This is a genomic window from Buttiauxella sp. AC142 (assembly GCF_979253435.1).
The window spans coordinates 165,850-184,374 of the sequence record NZ_CEEDCH010000001.1 but is presented as its reverse complement, the minus strand read 5'-3'; the positions used below and the strand labels follow the sequence as shown (position 1 = coordinate 184,374).

Here is an 18,525-nt window from a genome sequence, read left to right as displayed (position 1 = left end):
GTTATTTAGGGGTTCGCTATGAAGTACAGCACAACATTGCCGGTTAAAGCATTACCGTCAGCAGAGAAATATGATGGCAAAGGCCCTGAATATAAGCGTCGTTTTCACGTTATGGCGAAGCCAACCGGCTCCACCTGCAATCTCGATTGCACCTACTGTTTTTACCTGAGTAAAGAAGATCTGCTGCATCAGGACCGCCACACCGGCATGAGCGACGAAGTGCTGGAAAACTTCATTCGTCAGTACATTGACGGCCAGGATGGCGAGCAAGTGGTTTTCTCCTGGCAAGGCGGCGAACCGACCTTGATGGGGCTGGAGTTTTTCGAAAAAGTCGTCAAATTCCAGAAGCTGTACCAAAAGCCCGGCCAGCGCATCGAAAACGACCTCCAAACCAATGGCGTGTTGATTAACGACAAATGGGCTGAATTCCTCAAAGAACACCGTTTTCTGGTTGGCTTGTCGATTGACGGCCCACGAGAATTGCACGACCGCTATCGCGTCACGCGCAGCGGCAAACCGACTTTCGACTTAGTGATGAAAGGCGTCGAAGCGCTCAAAAAATACAAAGTCCCATTCAACGCGCTCGTCACCGTCAACCGCACCAATGCTCGTTTCCCGCTGGAAGTGTACCGCTTTGTCACCCGCGAACTGGGCGCAACCTACGTGCAATTTAACCCGTGCGTAGAAGCGGTTGATTTCAAAGTCACCGCCCCGCAATTCTGGCGCGATGACACGATTCCCATTACCGGTACGCGCCGCGCAAAACCGGGCGATCTGGATTCCATCGTCACCGACTGGTCAGTGGACCCCGATGACTGGGGCACCTTCCTGAAAACGGTATTTGAAGAGTGGGTGAATAACGATTTAGGCCGCGTGCAGGTCAACCTGTTTGAGACCGCCGTCGCCCAAACCATGGGTATGCCCGCGCAAATTTGTACTGCGTCTGAGTTCTGCGGCAAAGGGCTGGCCATTGAAAAAAATGGCGATATCTATTCCTGCGACCACTACGTTTATCCCGAATATCAGATTGGCAATATCGAAGACACCAAACTCGCGCACATGGCATTTTCCGAACGCCAGAAAGCCTTTGGCATGGGTAAGAAAGACACGCTGCCGGAATACTGTAAACAGTGCCCGTACCTGAAATTATGCTGGGGTGAATGCCCGAAAAACCGCCTTGTCCGCACGCCAGACGGCGAGCCTGGCCTTAATTATCTTTGCCCCGGCATCAAGACTTTCTTCAATTACGCCGAGCCGATTCTTGTCGGTCTCGCCACGCTTTTGAAACGTGACTTTGCAGGATTGCGCAAATGACAAACAGAGAGAAACTGCTCGAACTTGAGCAGCGTATGAATCAACAGGTTTTGGGTCAGGAATCGCTGGTACGCATGTTAATTGTCGCGCTGCTTTGCGACGGACACGTGCTACTCGAAGGCTTGCCGGGTCTGGCAAAAACCCGTGCGGTGCGTGAACTCGCTAAACACGTCGAAGGTGAATTCCGCCGCATACAGTTCACGCCAGATCTGCTGCCGTCAGACATCACCGGCAGCGAGATTTACCAGCAAAATGCCACGCGTGAAGAAGACCAGTTCCGTTTCCGCCCAGGCCCGGTCTTCGGCAATATTATTCTGGCCGATGAGATAAACCGCGCCTCGGCACGAGTGCAATCGGCCTTGCTCGAAGCCATGGAAGAACGCCACGTCACGGTGGCCGGGAAAACCTGGCCGCTGCCGGGCATTTTCATGGTGCTGGCGACGCAAAACCCGGTGGATCAAGAAGGCACCTGGCCTTTGCCAGAAGCCCAGCTTGACCGCTTCTTGATGAAAGTTCTGGTGGATTATCCGTCCAAAGAAAACGAGCAAAAAGTGATGCAACTGGTGCGCTCCGAGCAGCAGCAAAAATACCTCGCAAGCTCCACGGAACAGCCGGAAAAATTGCCTGAAACCCTGATGTTATCGCAGCAAGATATTGCCACCTGCTGGCAGGAAATCTCGGCGGTTTACGTCGCACCAACCATTGAAAACTACATCGTCAATCTGGTGGATATGACCCGCCATCCGCAGGGTATCAGCGACACGCTCGCCAGTTACATCACGTTTGGCGTCAGCCCGCGCGGCACCTTAGCACTCGACCGTTGTGGCCGCGCACTGGCCTGGCTCGAAGGCCGCGATGCGGTATTGCCAGAAGATATCAAGCTCGTCGCCCCGGCAGTGTTACGCCATCGCCTGATGCTCAGTTACCAGGCCAACGCCGATAACACCTCGCCGGACGACGTGATCCGGATGTTGCTCGACGCAGTGGTAGCGTAATGAATAGCGCGTTACAGGTGGATCGCCAAACCCTGATGGCGCTGGCAGGCGAAGCACGTTTGCTGTCGAACCCACCGGGGCAGATCCCACCGGGAGCGCTGGCGGGTGAGCGTGTTTCACGCCAGCAGGGGCGCGGGCTTAATTTTGATAGTCTCCGTCGCTACCAACCAGGTGATGACGTGCGGTTGATCGACTGGCAAGCCACCGCCCGCCTGCGATCGCCATGGATCCGCATGTATAACGAAGAGCGCGAGCGCCCGGTGTTCTTGATCGTCGATCAGCGGCTGGATATGTTTTTTGCCACCCGCGGGCAAACCAAATCTGTCGCAGCCGCCAAAATTGCGGGCCTGCTCGCATGGCGAAGCTGGCACGATGGCGACCGCATCGGCAGCGCGGTGTTCAGCGACGCGAATTACAGCCTGCAAAAATGCCGCGCCCCACGCACCAATCTGCCCGCAGTGCTCGATGACCTGCTGCAATACAACCAACAATTACCCGAACACTACCCTGATGAAACGCCCGCAACCGTGACGCTCAGCAGCGTGCTGCAACACGCCATGCATCTGATCCCCGCCGGATCCTGGATGGCCGTCATCAGTGATTTCCACGATCTCGATGCGTCCGGTGAAGCCTTGCTGGCCGCTCTGCGGCGGCGCTGCGAGATTAGCGCGTTTGTCACACTCGACAACCTGCATCTCACCCTCCCGGCGCAAGGAAACCTGGCCGCCAGTTATCAGGGTCATGAAGCCGCATTTTCGCTTTCGCCACGGCTAAAAGATGAGATTCAACAAAGCGTGACTGCGCGACTTTCCGGCCTGCAAAACCGACTGACACGGCTTGGCATCCGCGTGAACCAGATAGTCGTCACAGACGATCTTCTCAAGCAGCTACAAAAGGGAGTCTGAATGCTGGAGAAAGGATTTAGCGTGCCGGAGCTGTTAAACCCGGCGCTTCCACGAAGCATCTCCTGGTTTCCCTTGCCGCCCGGCTGGTTTGTGCTCGGCGGTGTGTTACTTATCGCGCTGATTATCTTCGGGTTATTCCGCCTGGCGAGATGGCGGCGCAATGTGTGGCGTCGTGAAGCGCTGGCGGCATTGCAGCAGCCTCACAGCGCCGATAGCTGGCTGGAACTGATAAAACGCATTCTGCTGATGCACCAGCCGCGCAGCCAAATTAGCCACACGCTTTCGCCTGAACAACTCTTGCAGCATGTCGAAATCGACGCCGATTTGCGCCAGCAATTGAGCGCCAAATATTGCCAGCCGGATAACCAGCTCGAGGCGAATCAAAACGCACGTCTGCAAACACAACTGAAACACTGGCTGGAGAAACTGCCTTATGTCTGAGTTTCTGAGCCGCCTCGATTTCGCCTGGCCGTGGGCGTGGTTATTGATTTTCCTGCCGCTGCTTGGCCGCTATTTTTTACCGCAGGATCGCGAAGTCAAAGAACATGTTCGCGTGCCGTTCTTACCGGAATTAATTGATGAGCTGAAACTCAACAGCCAGCCGGTGCGCACCAGCAAACTCTCAAGCCTGATTTTTTGGCTGACGTGGATTCTGCTGGTTGCCGCCCTCTCGCGCCCGGAATACCTGACACCGCCGCAGCATATTCAAAAACCGATGCGCAATGTGGTGCTGATTCTGGATGTCTCCGGTTCGATGGGCAAAAACGACGTTCAGGGTGGGATCACGCGCTTACAGGCCGTTCAGGAATCGGTGCGAAAATTCGTGGCGGCGCGTAAAACCGACCGCATCGGGCTGGTGATTTTTGCCAGCCAGGCGTGGCCATTCGCCCCGATTAGCGAAGACAAACAGGCGCTGCAAACGCGCATTAACCAACTCGCGCCCGGCATGATTGGTCAACAAACCGCGATTGGCGACGCGCTGGGAATCGGTGTGAAACTGCTCGATACCACCGCTAACAAAGACGCCAGCAAACTGGCGATTTTGCTCACCGACGGCAACGACACCGCATCGCAATTAGCGCCACCGCTCGCCGCACAACTGGCGGCAACACACCACGTTCAGGTACACACCATCGCCTTTGGCGATCTGAACAGCACTGGCGATGACAAAGTAGATTTGCCGCTAATGCAGGATATCGCGCGTATTACCGGCGGAAAATCCTGGACTGCCGCCGGTTCCGGCGCGGCTCTCGATAGCGTATGGCAGGAAATCGACGCCATCACCCCCGTGCAGGTGAAATCCATCGGCTGGTCGTGGCACATCCCGCTGTTCCAGTGGCCGCTGCTACTGGCGCTGGCGTTGCTGATTTTGCTCGCGGTCACGCGATTCGTGCGGGAGAAAACAGCATGAGTGACTTCCATTTTGTTTACCCATGGCGGCTGCTCGGCCTGCTGATTTGCGCGCTGCTGTGGTTTGTTGCCAGCAGCCAACGCAGCGCCTGGCACCAGATTATGGATAAGCCGTTTGCCAAAGCGCTGATTATTGGGCGACAAAAACGCCTGACCCAGATTTTACCGTGGTTGTGCGCACTCGGTGTCATCGCTCTGGCAGGCCCGACCTGGCAGCGTGAACTCCCAGCCGCACTGACGCAGCAAAGCAACATGATGGTGGTGTTACAGCAAGATCCAGCGATGTACGCGCAGGATTTAGCGCCGAGCCGCCACCAGCGTATGCAGAGCAAAATCATGGACCTGATGAATCGTTCAACAGGCACGCATTTCGGCCTGGTGGTTTACAACGCTCATGCATATCTGACCACACCGCTCACTTCCGACCCGACGTTTTACTCGCTGTTCTTGCATGCCCAAAGCCCAAATTTATTGCCAGAAGGTGAAGGCTCGGGGCTAAAACAGGCTATCGCCCTGGCGATGAAAAACATGCCAGAAACACCGAATATGCCGCGCAATATTTTACTGATTGCCGACACCGTTTCGGCGCAAGACGCAACCTGGCTTGCCCAACAAAAAGCGCCCATTCAAATCTGGGTTCCGGGGACTGCACGTGGGGGTGAATTACCCGAAAGCTACGCCCAGCGTGGGATTGATACACGTCTGAACGTCGAACGCTTTAGCCAAATTCGCGATGGCGGCACTCCGGTCACGCTCGTCACCAGCGACGACAGCGATTTATCGGTACTCGCCAGCCACATCCAGCAATCGGTGAGCGCGCAAAACAACGCTCGCGGCGATTTGCACTGGAAAAACAGCGGCTATCTGCTGGTGATCCCGATGCTTTTGCTACTGCTGCTCGGACGGCGACAGCTGATTTGCTGGCTGATTGTGCTGGTGCCGCTGCTGTATCTGCCGCAAAGCCAGGCCGCATGGCAGGATGCGTGGATTAGCCCGGATATGCAGGGGCAACTCGCCTTCAATAAAGGTGAATATAAAAAAGCGGCAGAGCGTTTTCAGGACCCGCTGTGGCAAGGCATCGCCTACTACCGCGCCGAAGATTTTGTCGCGGCTACTTCCGCATTTCGCCAGGCGCCGCAAACCGCTGAATCGCTGTTATGGACGGGCAACAGCTACGCCCAGCAAAAGCAGTGGCAGCAGGCCATTAACAGCTATGACCGCGCCTTAAGCCTGCGCCCGGACTGGGCAATGGCCCAGAAAAACCGCGCCGCCATCGCCAAAATCATTATGGAATTGCGCCAGAAAGAACGCGATCGCCAGGCGGCTCAGGGTAAAGAACAGGACTATAAACCGGACGAAATTAAACACGATTTAAAGAAAGATCAGGGCGTCAATCAGAAGGATATCCAACCCGTTGCCAGCAGCAGCCCACAGGTCAATCAGTGGTTTGAAAACCTGGAGGTTTCCCCTTCTGGCCTGCTGGAAAATCTCTACCGCGCCAACACGGAGGAGACGCCATGAGAGCCTTGCTGATGGTGCTTTTGCTGGCGGTGTTACCTGCCCGAGCGGCGATGGACATTACGCGCGAGCTTGAAGCGCCAGAGCATGTCGCGCCCGGTCAGCCCGTGCGGGTGGCTATCACCTTCTGGACCGATAGCTGGTTTAATCCCCCTCCGCAATGGCCTGATTTTAAAATTGAGAACGGCTCGTTACTCACCACGCCGCTGCCAAACCAACTGCTGAGTCGCCAGAAAAATGGCATTAGCTGGAGCGGCGTGCGCCTTGAGCGACAAATCACCGCGTGGGATCAGGGCGAGCTGCGCATGCCTGCGGTGGAAATCACCCTCACCTCGCCCAACCAACCGCCCATCACGGTGCAATTACCCGAGCTGAAAAAAGAGGTGGTCTGGCCGGAAGGTGTTGAGCAGCCGGATCGCTTCCTGCCCGCCAGCAACTTAACGCTCACCCAGAAAATCACCCAGTATCACGCAAGCAAAGACGACAAACTCCACGCGGGTGACGTAATCGAGCGCACCGTCACGGTTAAGGCCAACGGGATTGTTGCCACACAAATCCCGCAATTGCTGTACGCCATTCCTGGCACCGAAACCCAGCGCCTGACGCCAGTGAACACCATGCTGAAAACGGGACGAGGGGAAATCAAAGGCGCACAGCGTGAAGAAACCCTGCGTTATTTACCTTCACAAGCGGGTGCCATCACCATTCCGCCGCTGAAATTACGCTGGTGGGACACGGCAAATCAGCGATGGCAAGTGGCGCAATTGCCCGGCTCCACCATGCAGGTTCTGGATGCTCGTGCCGCAGGAAGTGAATCGGCACTGCGCGGCACCACCGATGATGGAAAATGGCGCATCGTTTTGATTATTGGCTCCGTCGTACTGATGGCGCTGCTTCTCTGGTTTACGCGCCGCCCGCTGCGGCGCAGTTTCAGGTATCTGCACCACGTCTGGCAGCGCTTCTGGAACCCTGTCCCATTGCCCGAACTGACTCCCACCAAAAGGGGTGAACGATGAAACATAAACTCTTACTCACAACGCTAATTCTGGGTGCAATGGGTACGGCTCACGCCGCCGACCCGCTGTCTGCGTGGAAAGATACGGCGGCGAAACAATCCATTGAACAATGGGTGCAAAATGCCACCAATCAAGACCGCTCAACCTATATTCCACCCCAAAAGCGCTACGTGGTGTTTGATAACGACGGCACGTTGTGGCCCGAAGCACCGCTAACGTTCCAGCTCCAGTTCGCTATTGATGAAGTAAAACGCCTCGCGCCAGAGCACCCGGAATGGAAAAACGATCCCATTGTGAGCGCGGTGCTGAATAATGATTTAAAAACCGTTGCTGCCGCGGGTGAAAAAGGGCTGATGCAGCTTTTAGAGCTGACGCACAGCAACATCACCACCGAAGAATTCGACCAGCGCGTAGCCAATTGGGTCGGTAGCCACCGGGATAATCGCTTTGGCTGCCGGTACGATCAAATGGGCTACCAGCCGATGCGCCAGTTGCTCGATTACCTGCGTGAAAACGGCTTCAAAACGTGGATTGTATCCGGCGGCGGCATTGATTTTATGCGCGTAATCGCGGAGAAAATGTACGGCATTCCACCTGAGCAAGTGATCGGCTCATTCTCGCTTAGCGCGTTTTCCCTGACCGACAACGGCACGCAGTTACGCAAAACCATGAAAGGGGCTTTCTACGACGATGCGGCCGCCAAGCCCGTTGCTATCCATCTGTTTATGGGCCAACGCCCAGTTGCGGCGTTTGGTAACAGCGATGGCGATTTGGCGATGATGCAGTACACCGCAGCCAACCCGGACTATAAAACCTTCGGTTTGCTGGTTCACCATACCGATGCCGAGCGTGAATATGCTTACGATAGCCATCCGCCTGCCAGCGGTAAACTGGTCGAAGGGCTAAGTATGGCGAAGGAAAAAGGCTGGACGGTGGTGGATATGAAGCAGGACTGGAGAACGGTGTTTGACCCGAAATCCTGTGTTCCGGAATCGCCAAAACAGTAAATCATAGCTTCGTAGGTCGGAAAAGCGCAGCGTCATCCGACACTTCCACCAGCAATGACAGGCGTAAACGGTGGATGACGCTAGCGCTTATCCACCCTACAACAGCCTGTTTTGACGAGAGATCTCGATACAGAGCGGTATCGGACAGAAACGAAAAAACCCGCCGAAGCGGGTTTTTAAATTCTTTAGAGCTTAGTTAACGCTAACCTTACAGGCTAGTTACGTTACCAGCTGCTGGGCCTTTAGCGCCGTTCTCGATGGTGAAGGAAACTTTCTGGCCTTCATCAAGAGATTTGTAACCGTCGTTCTGGATTGCAGAGAAGTGAACGAACAGGTCTTTAGAACCGTCGTCTGGAGTGATGAAGCCGAAACCTTTATCAGCGTTGAACCATTTTACCAGACCAGTCATTTTGTTAGACATGTGTATTACCTTTTGAATTGAGTGTGCCTTACGGCGATTTGGTATGCTTTACAGATTTTATGAAGCGGTAGAGGAGCACACGACAAAGGGTATCCAGGGATGACTCTTGAAGGACTGCTTTACTAGGTTGCTTTAAAGGTCTGTACGTCAAACCGATGGGGCGTATTAACTCATGCTTAGGCGATGAATGACAAGGATTATTTTAGCCGTCCACAGCTCTGTAGTTAAATTACGTCTCATTTAGCGCTTCGCTTAGCGGGTGTAAATCATACGAAGTTACACCCGCCTCGCTATGTTCTAATGCGTTGTTAATAATCTATTTTTGCGACTTTTCGCAGGGCTTCTGGCGTCACTTCCGGCAGGCCAAAAAACTCCATATATGCAGGAATCATCTCAAATAACATATCTGTTCCAGGTTGTATCTGGCAGTCTCTTTTCATTGCAGCGCGCAGAAATGGCGTGATTTCGCTCTTCATCACCACCTCGCCAACGAAACTTCCGGGTGTGAGCGCGTGAATATCCACAGGCAATTCATCCCCTGCATTCATGCCCAGCGGCGTTGCGTTCACCACTATCGAAAACCCCTGCGGGTTGCGCAAACCGGTTTGCACCGTCAGCGTGGGGTAGTGCCTGCGCAGCCGGATTGCCAGCTCTTCGCTGCTTGACGGGCGGCTATCATAAAGCGCCAGAGATTCAACGCCTGCCGCCGCCAGTGAGGCCGCAATCGCCGACCCCACCCCGCCGCTACCGACCACCAACGCACGCGCTCCTTGCGCCTGAATCCCTTTGCGCAACATGCCACGCACAAAGCCGTCGCCATCGAACATATCACCGCGAAGATGACCGTCCGGCTCCAGGCGAATGGCGTTACAGGCTCCGGCAATTTGCGCCGTCGGGCTGAGGCTTTGCACTAAGTCGCAGGTCGAGACTTTGTGCGGCATCGTCACCAGCGCGCCAATAATGTTAGTCATACGGAATAAAGAAGGAATCAGTTGCGCGTAATCATCAGCCCTGACCCCCATCGGCACCACTTTGATATCAATGCCCTGGCTTTCAAACCACGGGTTGTAAATCATCGGCGCTTTAAACGTGGTGGTGGGATAGCCCAGGTGTGCGATTAAACGGGTATTGCCACTGATTTCCATGATTAATCTTCCATCTCAATACGTTTGATATCGCCAAGAATAAAGACGTAAGCGAAGACGCCCAGCAGCGCAGCACCGCCGATGTACACCAGCGCGTAGAAGAAGTTGCCGGTTGCCGCGACAATAAAACCGACGATCAGCGGCGTGATAATGGAAGCCAGGTTGGAGCAGAAGTTGAATAAGCCGCCGGTCAGTCCCGCCAGGTTCTTCGGCGCCATATCGGAAATCAGCGTCCAGCCAAGTCCGACCATGCCCTGCCCGAAGAAAGCGACGGACATCACCGTAATCACCAGCGCGTCGGTTGGCATCCAGTTCGCTGAGATAATCAGGCTCGCCATCAGCAGGCCAGAAATAATCGGCAGTTTACGGGCAATATTCACCGACCCGGTGCGTTTCAGGATTTGGTCTGAAACCCAACCGCCAAACATCACACCCACCGCCGCCGCGAGGAACGGCAGGATCGCAAAGAAGCCCACCTTCAGCCACGGCATATGCCGTTCCGTCGCAAGATACGTCGGGAACCAGGTGAGGAAGAACACCAGCGTCGTGTTTCCGGCAAACTGCCCGATACCCGCGCCGAGAATTTGACGGCATTTCACCAGCTTGCCGACATTCGCCCAGCTAAAGTTCATTTTCGGTTCAGGTTCAGCCGATTGCTGGTCGTGGCCGATGTACTCAAGCTCGAGCTGGTTAGCCGTTTTAGACTCATGCGGCTCGTGGTAATAACGCCACCACACCAGCACAAATAAAATGCCGACCACGCCCACGGAGATAAACAGCGCGCGCCAGCCGAAGGTTTCCATAATAAAGAACAACAGCGGCGCAAACGCGGCAAGACCGACATATTCTCCGACCGTGTACACCGCCGTGGCGCGAGCGCGTTCATGTTGCGGGAACCATTTGCCCACGACACGGCTATTGACCGGGAAGCACGGCGCTTCACTAATACCCAATCCCAGGCGGCACAGCAGCAAGGTTTTCAGGCCCATCGTCAAGCCGTGGAATAAGGTAAATGCCGACCAGAAAAACAGCGCCAGCGCGTAGGTGATTTTATTGCCGAAGCGGTCAAGGAAGATGCCGCCGGGAATTTGCATTGCGGCGTACGTCCACGCAAATGCCGAGAATACGATGCCCATAGTTGCGGCACCGATTCCAAGATCGGCACTCAGTTGCGGCGCGGCAATACCTAATACCGTCCGGTCGAGGTAGTTAATCATGGTCCCGATAGCCAGCAGCGTCAGGATGACCATTCGCGTGCGCGAACGTTTTTCAACAGCAGTTTTCGGGGCGGCGATATCGCCCTGTTCATAACTTGCCATCAGTAATTCCTTCTTATGTCGTAGGTTACAGGTGCCTTTTTGAACCTTAAGGTTCATTTATTGTTTTAAATCGAGTTACCGCATCTGCATTGCAGCCAGACGAACCGCCGCATTAGTCGCACCGTACTGTTGATAATCACCCCGCCGTTCGACCAGTTCAAAGAAGAAACGATCCGGGCGGAATGGCGGTGTGTAGGCATGTAAAAACTCATGCTGCTGCGCGTCCCGCTCATAAAGAATATTCAGACGCTCAAGCCCTTGTAATAACGCGTTATTGACTCCGTAGCGCGCCAATAAATCGCCGTAATAATTCGCCGGAATAGGAAGTAACGTCAGCCCCTTAGATTGCAGGCTTTCTACCGTCGAAGGTAAATCATCACAGGCAAATGCTGCATGTTGCAGGCCGGTTCCCTGATAACTCGCCACCGACCGGGCGATTTGCGTATCGAGACTGTGCGACATATTCAGCGGCAGGCGAATCGACTGACACGGGCTGTGCATCACCTGGCTCCTGACCAGACCATACGGGTCCGGCACGCTCAGTTCGGTATCCAGCTCGAAACCAAATACCGCCCGGAAGAACATAATCCAGTTATCGCGACTGCCTTCCACCAGGCCAAGCGCCAGGTGATCAATGCCGCGCAGCGTGCCTTTGGCGGCAGTTTCTGAGAGCGTGAAATCGGTTTGATAAATGTCGCTTTCGCCCTGCTCAGGCGCTTCAATCAAGTAAATCAAGCTCCCATCTGGCGCACAAACCGCTGCCAGAGCACGCTCATCCGGGCCGTGTTTTTCATGCCAGACGGGGTAGCCGTAATCTTGCGCACGCTGCAAAACGTTCGCAGCACCTTTCACCCGCCACGCCATCGCGCAGAGCGAAACACCGTGGCGGCGATGAAATTCATCCGCCCAACTGTGCGACTGGTGGTTGATAATGATATTCGCGCCGCCGTTGCGCCACAGCGAAACATCTTTGGAACGGTGCTCTCCGGCATGGTCGAAACCCAGCGGTTGCAAGGCTTCGCCCAATGCCACAGCATCTTTATCATCGGTGGCAAATTCTAAAAACTCAATTCCCTGATAGCTGGCCTGCGGCGCACTGTGAAAAAGCGGGGCGTCAATTTGCGGGTGAGTCTGCCAGGTTTGCTCCTCCAGCCACAACAGCGAGCGATAGCCATCTTTGGCCGTTGGCGCGTTCGGCGTGGCGCGGAAACTGTCGTTGAAAATCTCCAGCGACCATGGCCCGCGGAAACCTTTCTCGGTCAGCAAACGTGTGAACTCCACCACTGGCAACTCACCTTGCCCTGGGAAGCAGCGGAAATGGCGGCTCCACTCCAGCACATCCATTTTCATCAGTGGCGCATCGGCCAGTTGCAGGAAGGTGATTTTCTCGACAGGAATATCGTCGAGATTAATCAATTGATCGCCGAGCGAAAGCACGTGGAAGCTGTCGAGCACCAGCCCCAACGCCGGGCTATTAACCTGCTTTACCCGCTCCCACGCCTGGCGATAACGATTCACGTGCGTGCCCCACGCTAACGCTTCATAACCGACGGTGATTTCATTAAGGTGTGCAAGTTCAGCAAGATGGGCGAGATCGCTGACCTGCAAATCAATGTTGGCTGAGCAATCAGGGGCCACATTGCTGCACAGCAGCATGGTGTCGCAGCCCAGTTCATGCATCAGGTCAAATTTGCGGCGCGCCCGTTCCAGATTGTTGGCAAACTGAGGACGCGATGCTCCTTCAAAATCGCGAAACGGCTGAAAGAGCGTGATGGTCAGTCCCAAATCCGCCGCCATTCTGCGCACGTCGGCGGGCGAGCCTGGGTAATAAAGCAGGTCATTTTCGAAGATTTCGACACCGTCAAAACCAGCAGCCGAAATTGCGGCCAGTTTTTCAGGCAACGTGCCAGAGATAGATACGGTTGCAATTGAACGCTGCATGATGGCTCCTGGTCTGTCGGGATAAGTCGGTTAATGTTGTATCATTTGGTTCATATTGCAAATTTATAGTTAATTAATTGTTACCCCAGATCACACGCCCGGAAGTTAAAAAAAATAGCGGGCGATTACCGAACAAAACAAAGTGGGGTTACACTTTCCAGTCACTCCCTGGCAACTTAAAGGCAAACACAACATGTCAGATAACAACTATCAGCCACCAAAAGTCTGGACGTGGATAAAAGGCGAAGGCGGCACCTTCTCTAATATCAACCGCCCCATTGCAGGCCCGACTCATGAACGCACGCTGCCGATTGGCAAGCACCCGTTGCAGCTTTATTCCCTCGGCACACCGAACGGGCAGAAGGTCACTATTCTGCTTGAGGAGTTGCTGGCGCTGGGCGTGAGTGAGGCTGAATACGACGCGCATTTGATTCGCATCGGCGAAGGCGATCAGTTCTCAAGCGGCTTTGTGGATGTGAACCCGAACTCGAAAATCCCGGCATTGATGGACCATTCGGCGACACCACCGATTCGCGTGTTTGAGTCCGGTGCCATCCTGCTTTACCTTGCAGAGAAGTTTGGTCACTTCTTGCCAAAAGAGATTGCGGCACGTACTGAAACGTTGAACTGGCTCTTCTGGCTGCAAGGTTCCGCGCCGTATCTGGGCGGTGGTTTTGGCCATTTCTACAATTACGCACCGATGAAAATTGAGTACGCAATTAACCGCTTCGCCATGGAAGCCAAGCGCCAGTTGGACGTGCTAGACAGGCAACTGGCTACGCATCGTTTTATTGCCGGCGACGAATACACCATTGCAGATATCGCGATTTGGCCGTGGTACGGCGCGCTGGCAAAAGGTGGGCTGTACGACGCGGCGGAATTCCTCGATGTTGCCTCGTACAAAAACTTTGTCCGCTGGGCCGATGAAGTGGCAAGCCGCCCGGCGGTGAAGCGTGGGCGTATTGTGAACCGCACCTTTGGCGAACCGTCACAGCAATTGCATGAGCGCCATGATGCGTCAGACTTTGAGTTACGCACTCAGGACAAATTAGAGAAGTAATTCCGCCACATATATGTCCGTGATACTGCAACTTGCAATATCACGGATATATAAAATTTAAAATTAAACAAACTTTTTATAGTTTCAGCCTGACCGTTGCAGGTAACTTGCCGTCTGAATTATTCCGCCCGCAAACTGCAAGGAACTACCGTGTTAAAGAACTGCGTATTACTACTCGCCTTAGTTATTGTCGGATGTGCTGAACCAGCAGATGAAACCGTAGAAGCATTGAATACGATTAATTTCCAGCCGGTTACATCAGCCCCAAGTGAAAGCAAGAATCCGGAAGAGTTAAAAAACCTGCATACTCTGAATAAAAACACCATTGCCAACCTGACCGCAGGCATTAAATCAGCGCGGGTTGATGACCTCAGAAGCGTGGATGTTTTTGATAATCGTTATGGCATTGATAATGTGTTCCAGGCGTTAACCAAACTGGAAGAAATTAATGAACTCAATGATATCTATCTACACGACGAGAATAAGAGCGGGCTGATTCAGATTAGTAATATATTAAAACCGGTAACGGATACCGCATCATAATGAAAATAAAAAGGAGTTTTGTAGGGTGGATAAGCGCAAGCATCATCCACCATTTTGCCTGTTTTGTCGGATGACGCTACCGCCAATCCGACCGACAAAGAGAATTCATTTAATAGAGTTGTTTCTCAATCAATATTTGCTGTAAATGTTGTTTTTGCTCTCGACTCAGTATCTGGCTGACCTGAAAAAGATATTTTGCTCTCTGGAACCGCACCTGATTCTGAATATCACCAATGGCGTCGAGCTGATTTTTAGCCTCAGCATCGTTCCACATTCCGGAACTGAACATATCAATTATCGCATCCTGCTTTAAAGCATCGGTGTTAATTTTGCCAATTTCTTCTTCCGTGTTCTTACGCAGTGATTTTACCTGCTGAATTTGTTCAGGTGTCAGCTGTAATTGTTTAACCAGCGAGTCTTGCGGTAGCGTGTCAGTAGAATGAGAAGCCAAAGCCACACCGCAAAATGACAGCGCAGTTGCCATCACGACAAGCTTAAATATTTTATTCATTCTATATCCTTAAATTTTAAACACAGGACGCCACACTATGTTGCCATAGTGTGGCGTTTGCTGCTTACTATTTGCGACTGACTATTTGATGATTGCTTACATATCCCACATCCGTATGGGATAAATTAAGAATAAGGCTAGCAAGGCTGACATTCAATTAGCCTTTCGTTTAAAAATAAACTCCCCGCTTTATACCCAAAATAATTCAAGCTGCATCGCGGCGGCGAGAGAAAGAATCCCGATGAGCTTAGTAAACTAAGTGATTCGGGTGAATGAACGCAGCCAACAAAGAGGTAGTTTGAAGTATGAAGGGTATAAAAAAAACCCGCCGGACAGGCGGGTATACTGCATTGGCATAAATATATGCGCTAACAATATTAAAGGATCGATTGCTCGAGGTTGATAATAGCAATGAGACTCAGTGCATCAACATAATAATTTTAACCAGATACTTATTAACCAGCAATTCTATAAATGTATAAAAATAAACAGATCAGAAATTGAAGTTAACCCCGGCATAAGCGCCGTCCGCTAAGATATTATCACTATGCCCATCTTTCCCTTCCATTCCCAAATAGCGGTATCCGGCATCAACAGAGAAGGTTGGGTTCACTTTCCAGCGCACACCCGCGTTCGCTTCACCGTATTGTTTTACGCCGCTTGAAAGCGAGTCAGGCGAGAAATAGGCATCGCCATATAAAGAGAAGTGATCGCCAAGGGGTAACTGCGCGCCGCCGCCGACAGCCACCGCATAACCTTCATCGTTATCATCCGGGTTGAGATAAAGCGTCTTGCCGCCGAGCGTTACGAGTACCGAACCTAACGGAATATTCCAACCCATTCCCAGGCTGGCGACGTCGCCGTCGTTATCGTTATGCGCCCAATTTCCACTGAACGTAAAACCCGGTTCGTTCGCGCCAAAGCTCACGCCGAAATTGGTCCATTTGGCGCCCGCTTCACCATGAATCGACACGGCATGAGCCGAATTTGCGGCGCATACCGCACCAATCAGTAAAACCATTTTTAATAATTTCATCGCGTTCCTTATTTTTACTCGTGGGGTTAGCAGACAAAAAAAAGCCCGACTGGCACAAATGCATCGGGCAAAACGAACATCACTGCTTTTTTATGACTACTGGGATTATTAAGGTTATTCGCCGACACCGGCGATTTCGACCACCACGCGGCGGTCAGGTGCCAGGCAATTAATCAGTTCACTGCGTTCTTGCAGCGCATCGCATGTTGTTCCGGTCACCGGCTCGCTTAAACCACGGCCTTCGGCCTGCACGTTTTGAGCGGGCATCCCTAAACGCACCAGTTCATCGGCCACGGCCTGAGCGCGTTTTGTTGAAAGGTTGAGGTTGTATTCTGCCGAACCGAGGCGATCGCTAAAGCCAATCACCATCGTGGTTTTCTCTTTAGCGGCCTGAATTTCAGGGCGATTGTAGAGATCACGTACCGCCGATTCCCCCTGTGCAGAAAGCACCGCAGAGTTGAATTCAAACATCACGTCAGATTTGAGGTTAAAGCGCTGTGGCTCTGGCGGGCCTTCTACCACTGGCGCGGTTTCAGCAACCGGTGCTGCTGAATTTTGCCCGAAGCGATAGACCACGCCTGCGGTGACGGTATTGATATCAGCGGACATGCCAATCTGGTTTGAATTGCCGACGTTGCTCACCCACTGATATTCCAGGCGGCCAGCCCAGTTATCATTAAATTCGTATTCGGTACCAATGGCGGCCAATGGGCGCACACCGGTTTCAAAATTACTGTGCTCAGCCTGGTCAGTTTCCGCACGATACCCCATGGCCCCCGCGCGGCCGTAGATATCCCAATTCTCGTTGAATGAGTAGCTGGCTTTCATCGAAAATTGCAGACCCTGGGCCTTCATTTTGCCATTTGCTGCGCCGTTATTTCCCTGAACCTGCATATTACCGAGATAATCGTATCCGCTTTCTACCGCCAACCAGGGAAGAATTTGATAGCCCCAGAATACACCGCCACCCACATTGTCACTGTCGGTATCAAATTCAGCAGCGTTATTCTGATTGCCATTAAAATTATTATTGCCACTGATATCTGAGTAATGTGACCAACCTAATTTCGCACCACTGTACCAGGTATTAGCATCCGCTGCGGCATTAGCATTGGTTACTGCGCAGGCATTGATGACGATTAACGCAATAAGAGTCTTTTTCATATTAATCCTTGAAGTGGTCCCGGAGAGATTACTCAGTAGCATGACTATTTCAGCGACGGATGGTATGCAGAGAACACGAAGGAAGGAATTTCATTTTGATTTAATTTTACATTAAAAAAGGCGAGCAAAATTATCTGATTATTATAAGAAGATCGGCCTGAGCCTTTCAAATGAAGCAAAGCCATCCTGAGTTCATAATTTTGATTAGCAGGATAGCTATTACCTGTGGAATTAATTTTAAGGGCGATGTGTTGGCAGGCAGCGGAAGGTAAAGATGACCTCCGTTTAAATATTCACAGTAAAGTCATCTCAGAACCTCTCGGGTAAATTAATCACCTCGATTAAATATCCACCCCGTTTTATTTCAATGTAACCACCGCTCTTTAAGGCAAACATCACATTCAAAATACTGCTACGGGATAAATGTGTTCGTTCCTGAATATAGTCAAGAATAGAAACTCTTGAACGTAATTCTGTTGAAAGGCGATTCATTTCAAGAAGATGACCGCGAATGATCGAATAGGTCCGCTGCTGCACAACGACTGAATCACGATAGAAAAGATGGGTGGTGTAATAAGCCAGGATGATAGCAATATCTTTCCATAACCCTTTCTCGGTGATGAGTTCATGCCCGAGGCTGGCATCAAGACGCAGCATGGTACATTCAGTTTCTGCACGCAGAATATGGCTGCGCATTGGCTGAATGCTCTCTGCAATACCAAACAAATTCTGGTCGTAGACCGTGGTGATGACCAGGCCGTCTGTGGCTCGCAGAACAGAAAGCTCACCACTTTTAAAGACATAGAACTGAGGGATCTCTTTATATTCCCAGTTTATCCTTTTACGCGGAATAACCTCCATGGGGGTTCCATAGGGTTCGAGAGCTGTAATGAGATTCTGAATGGCAGCTTCTGGCCGCGTGGGAGGGGGTATAATCATTTTTAATCCTAAGATGCCTAATCTTTCCTTGAAGTATATACCATGCCAACGATATGGCAGGGAGCCATACCATGCGGTGTTTCACTTATAGATTCAACTGTCCATAATAAAACCTAAACAAGTTGTAGCAATTTTCCCACAACTGTTTCAGCGGTGAAAAGAAGTGTAATTATCCGTTCTTCCTATTGCACAATATTGGCGCTTTGTGCAATTGAAAAATGACACATTATTTATTTTTAAACAAAATAAAAGTGGTGCCATTCACGCCTTCTCATTAGTGT

At 52.2% G+C, this 18,525-nt stretch carries 18 protein-coding genes; 10 read left to right on the top strand and 8 right to left on the bottom strand.

Annotated features, from left to right (window positions below; translation table 11 throughout):
* Positions 1-18: 18 nt before the first annotated feature.
* The 8 genes from AC0IWZ_RS00765 to AC0IWZ_RS00730 are packed head-to-tail and all read left to right on the top strand — an operon-like array spanning position 19 to position 8,165.
* Entirely contained in the window at positions 19-1,314 is a 1,296-nt protein-coding gene (locus tag AC0IWZ_RS00765; RefSeq protein ID WP_471678379.1) for an anaerobic sulfatase maturase, read from the top strand.
* Positions 1,311-2,309: an AAA family ATPase gene (locus AC0IWZ_RS00760; RefSeq protein WP_259268339.1), complete on the top strand. Its 999-nt coding sequence runs from the start codon at positions 1,311-1,313 to the stop codon at positions 2,307-2,309. The genes AC0IWZ_RS00765 and AC0IWZ_RS00760 overlap by 4 nt, the downstream gene beginning before the upstream one ends.
* On the top strand, positions 2,309-3,214 hold the full coding sequence (locus tag AC0IWZ_RS00755) for a DUF58 domain-containing protein (protein ID WP_471678380.1): 906 nt from the start codon (positions 2,309-2,311) through the stop codon (positions 3,212-3,214). The genes AC0IWZ_RS00760 and AC0IWZ_RS00755 overlap by 1 nt, the downstream gene beginning before the upstream one ends.
* Entirely contained in the window at positions 3,215-3,655 is a 441-nt protein-coding gene (locus AC0IWZ_RS00750; protein WP_172895718.1) for a DUF4381 domain-containing protein, read from the top strand. It begins immediately after the preceding gene.
* Positions 3,648-4,625 carry a vWA domain-containing protein gene (locus tag AC0IWZ_RS00745; RefSeq protein ID WP_471678381.1) on the top strand — a complete coding sequence of 326 codons (978 nt, stop codon included), beginning with the start codon at positions 3,648-3,650 and terminating at the stop codon, positions 4,623-4,625. Before AC0IWZ_RS00750 ends, AC0IWZ_RS00745 begins: the two co-directional genes overlap by 8 nt.
* On the top strand, positions 4,622-6,145 hold the full coding sequence (locus tag AC0IWZ_RS00740) for a vWA domain-containing protein (protein ID WP_471679101.1): 1,524 nt from the start codon (positions 4,622-4,624) through the stop codon (positions 6,143-6,145). Before AC0IWZ_RS00745 ends, AC0IWZ_RS00740 begins: the two co-directional genes overlap by 4 nt.
* A complete protein-coding gene (locus tag AC0IWZ_RS00735) occupies positions 6,142-7,158 on the top strand; it encodes an oxygen tolerance domain protein (RefSeq protein WP_471678382.1) in 1,017 nt (338 codons plus the stop codon). The genes AC0IWZ_RS00740 and AC0IWZ_RS00735 overlap by 4 nt, the downstream gene beginning before the upstream one ends.
* A complete protein-coding gene (locus AC0IWZ_RS00730; protein WP_471678383.1) occupies positions 7,155-8,165 on the top strand; it encodes an HAD family hydrolase in 1,011 nt (336 codons plus the stop codon). Before AC0IWZ_RS00735 ends, AC0IWZ_RS00730 begins: the two co-directional genes overlap by 4 nt.
* A 208-nt stretch (positions 8,166-8,373) precedes the next feature.
* On the opposite strand, the gene cspE is transcribed toward AC0IWZ_RS00730, so the two are convergent.
* The 4 genes from cspE to AC0IWZ_RS00710 all read right to left on the bottom strand — a co-directional run bounded on the left by cspE (position 8,374) and on the right by AC0IWZ_RS00710 (position 12,991).
* Positions 8,374-8,586 (bottom strand): transcription antiterminator/RNA stability regulator CspE, encoded by a 213-nt coding sequence (gene cspE, locus AC0IWZ_RS00725; protein ID WP_034461105.1) that lies wholly within the window; start codon positions 8,584-8,586, stop codon positions 8,374-8,376.
* Positions 8,587-8,894: 308 nt separating this feature from the next.
* A complete protein-coding gene (locus AC0IWZ_RS00720) occupies positions 8,895-9,731 on the bottom strand; it encodes a shikimate dehydrogenase family protein (RefSeq protein WP_471678384.1) in 837 nt (278 codons plus the stop codon).
* A gap of 2 nt (positions 9,732-9,733) precedes the next feature.
* Positions 9,734-11,050: an MFS transporter gene (locus AC0IWZ_RS00715; protein WP_172895724.1), complete on the bottom strand. Its 1,317-nt coding sequence runs from the start codon at positions 11,048-11,050 to the stop codon at positions 9,734-9,736.
* Positions 11,051-11,125: 75 nt separating this feature from the next.
* Positions 11,126-12,991: a bifunctional sugar phosphate isomerase/epimerase/4-hydroxyphenylpyruvate dioxygenase family protein gene (locus AC0IWZ_RS00710; RefSeq protein WP_471678385.1), complete on the bottom strand. Its 1,866-nt coding sequence runs from the start codon at positions 12,989-12,991 to the stop codon at positions 11,126-11,128.
* 193 nt (positions 12,992-13,184) lie between these two features.
* Here AC0IWZ_RS00710 and yghU point away from each other — a divergent pair, with 193 nt between their 5' ends.
* Both yghU and AC0IWZ_RS00700 read left to right on the top strand, forming a co-directional pair.
* The gene (gene yghU, locus AC0IWZ_RS00705) at positions 13,185-14,051 is read left to right on the top strand and encodes a glutathione-dependent disulfide-bond oxidoreductase (protein ID WP_034492633.1); all 867 of its coding nucleotides are present in this window, start codon (positions 13,185-13,187) and stop codon (positions 14,049-14,051) included.
* 150 nt (positions 14,052-14,201) lie between these two features.
* Positions 14,202-14,594, top strand: coding sequence for a hypothetical protein (locus tag AC0IWZ_RS00700; protein ID WP_051873613.1), 393 nt, complete (start codon positions 14,202-14,204; stop codon positions 14,592-14,594).
* Positions 14,595-14,703: 109 nt separating this feature from the next.
* Here AC0IWZ_RS00700 and AC0IWZ_RS00695 read toward each other — a convergent pair whose 3' ends face one another.
* The 4 genes from AC0IWZ_RS00695 to AC0IWZ_RS00680 form a co-directional block, all read right to left on the bottom strand.
* The gene (locus AC0IWZ_RS00695; RefSeq protein WP_410373578.1) at positions 14,704-15,105 is read right to left on the bottom strand and encodes a Spy/CpxP family protein refolding chaperone; all 402 of its coding nucleotides are present in this window, start codon (positions 15,103-15,105) and stop codon (positions 14,704-14,706) included.
* A gap of 493 nt (positions 15,106-15,598) precedes the next feature.
* Positions 15,599-16,141, bottom strand: coding sequence for a YfaZ family outer membrane protein (locus AC0IWZ_RS00690; protein WP_410373577.1), 543 nt, complete (start codon positions 16,139-16,141; stop codon positions 15,599-15,601).
* Between the two features lie 114 nt (positions 16,142-16,255).
* Entirely contained in the window at positions 16,256-17,305 is a 1,050-nt protein-coding gene (gene ompA / locus AC0IWZ_RS00685; protein WP_410373576.1) for a porin OmpA, read from the bottom strand.
* A gap of 309 nt (positions 17,306-17,614) precedes the next feature.
* Complete coding sequence (locus AC0IWZ_RS00680; RefSeq protein ID WP_034492623.1) at positions 17,615-18,244, bottom strand: helix-turn-helix domain-containing protein; 630 nt, start codon at positions 18,242-18,244, stop codon at positions 17,615-17,617.
* Positions 18,245-18,525: the final 281 nt, after the last annotated feature.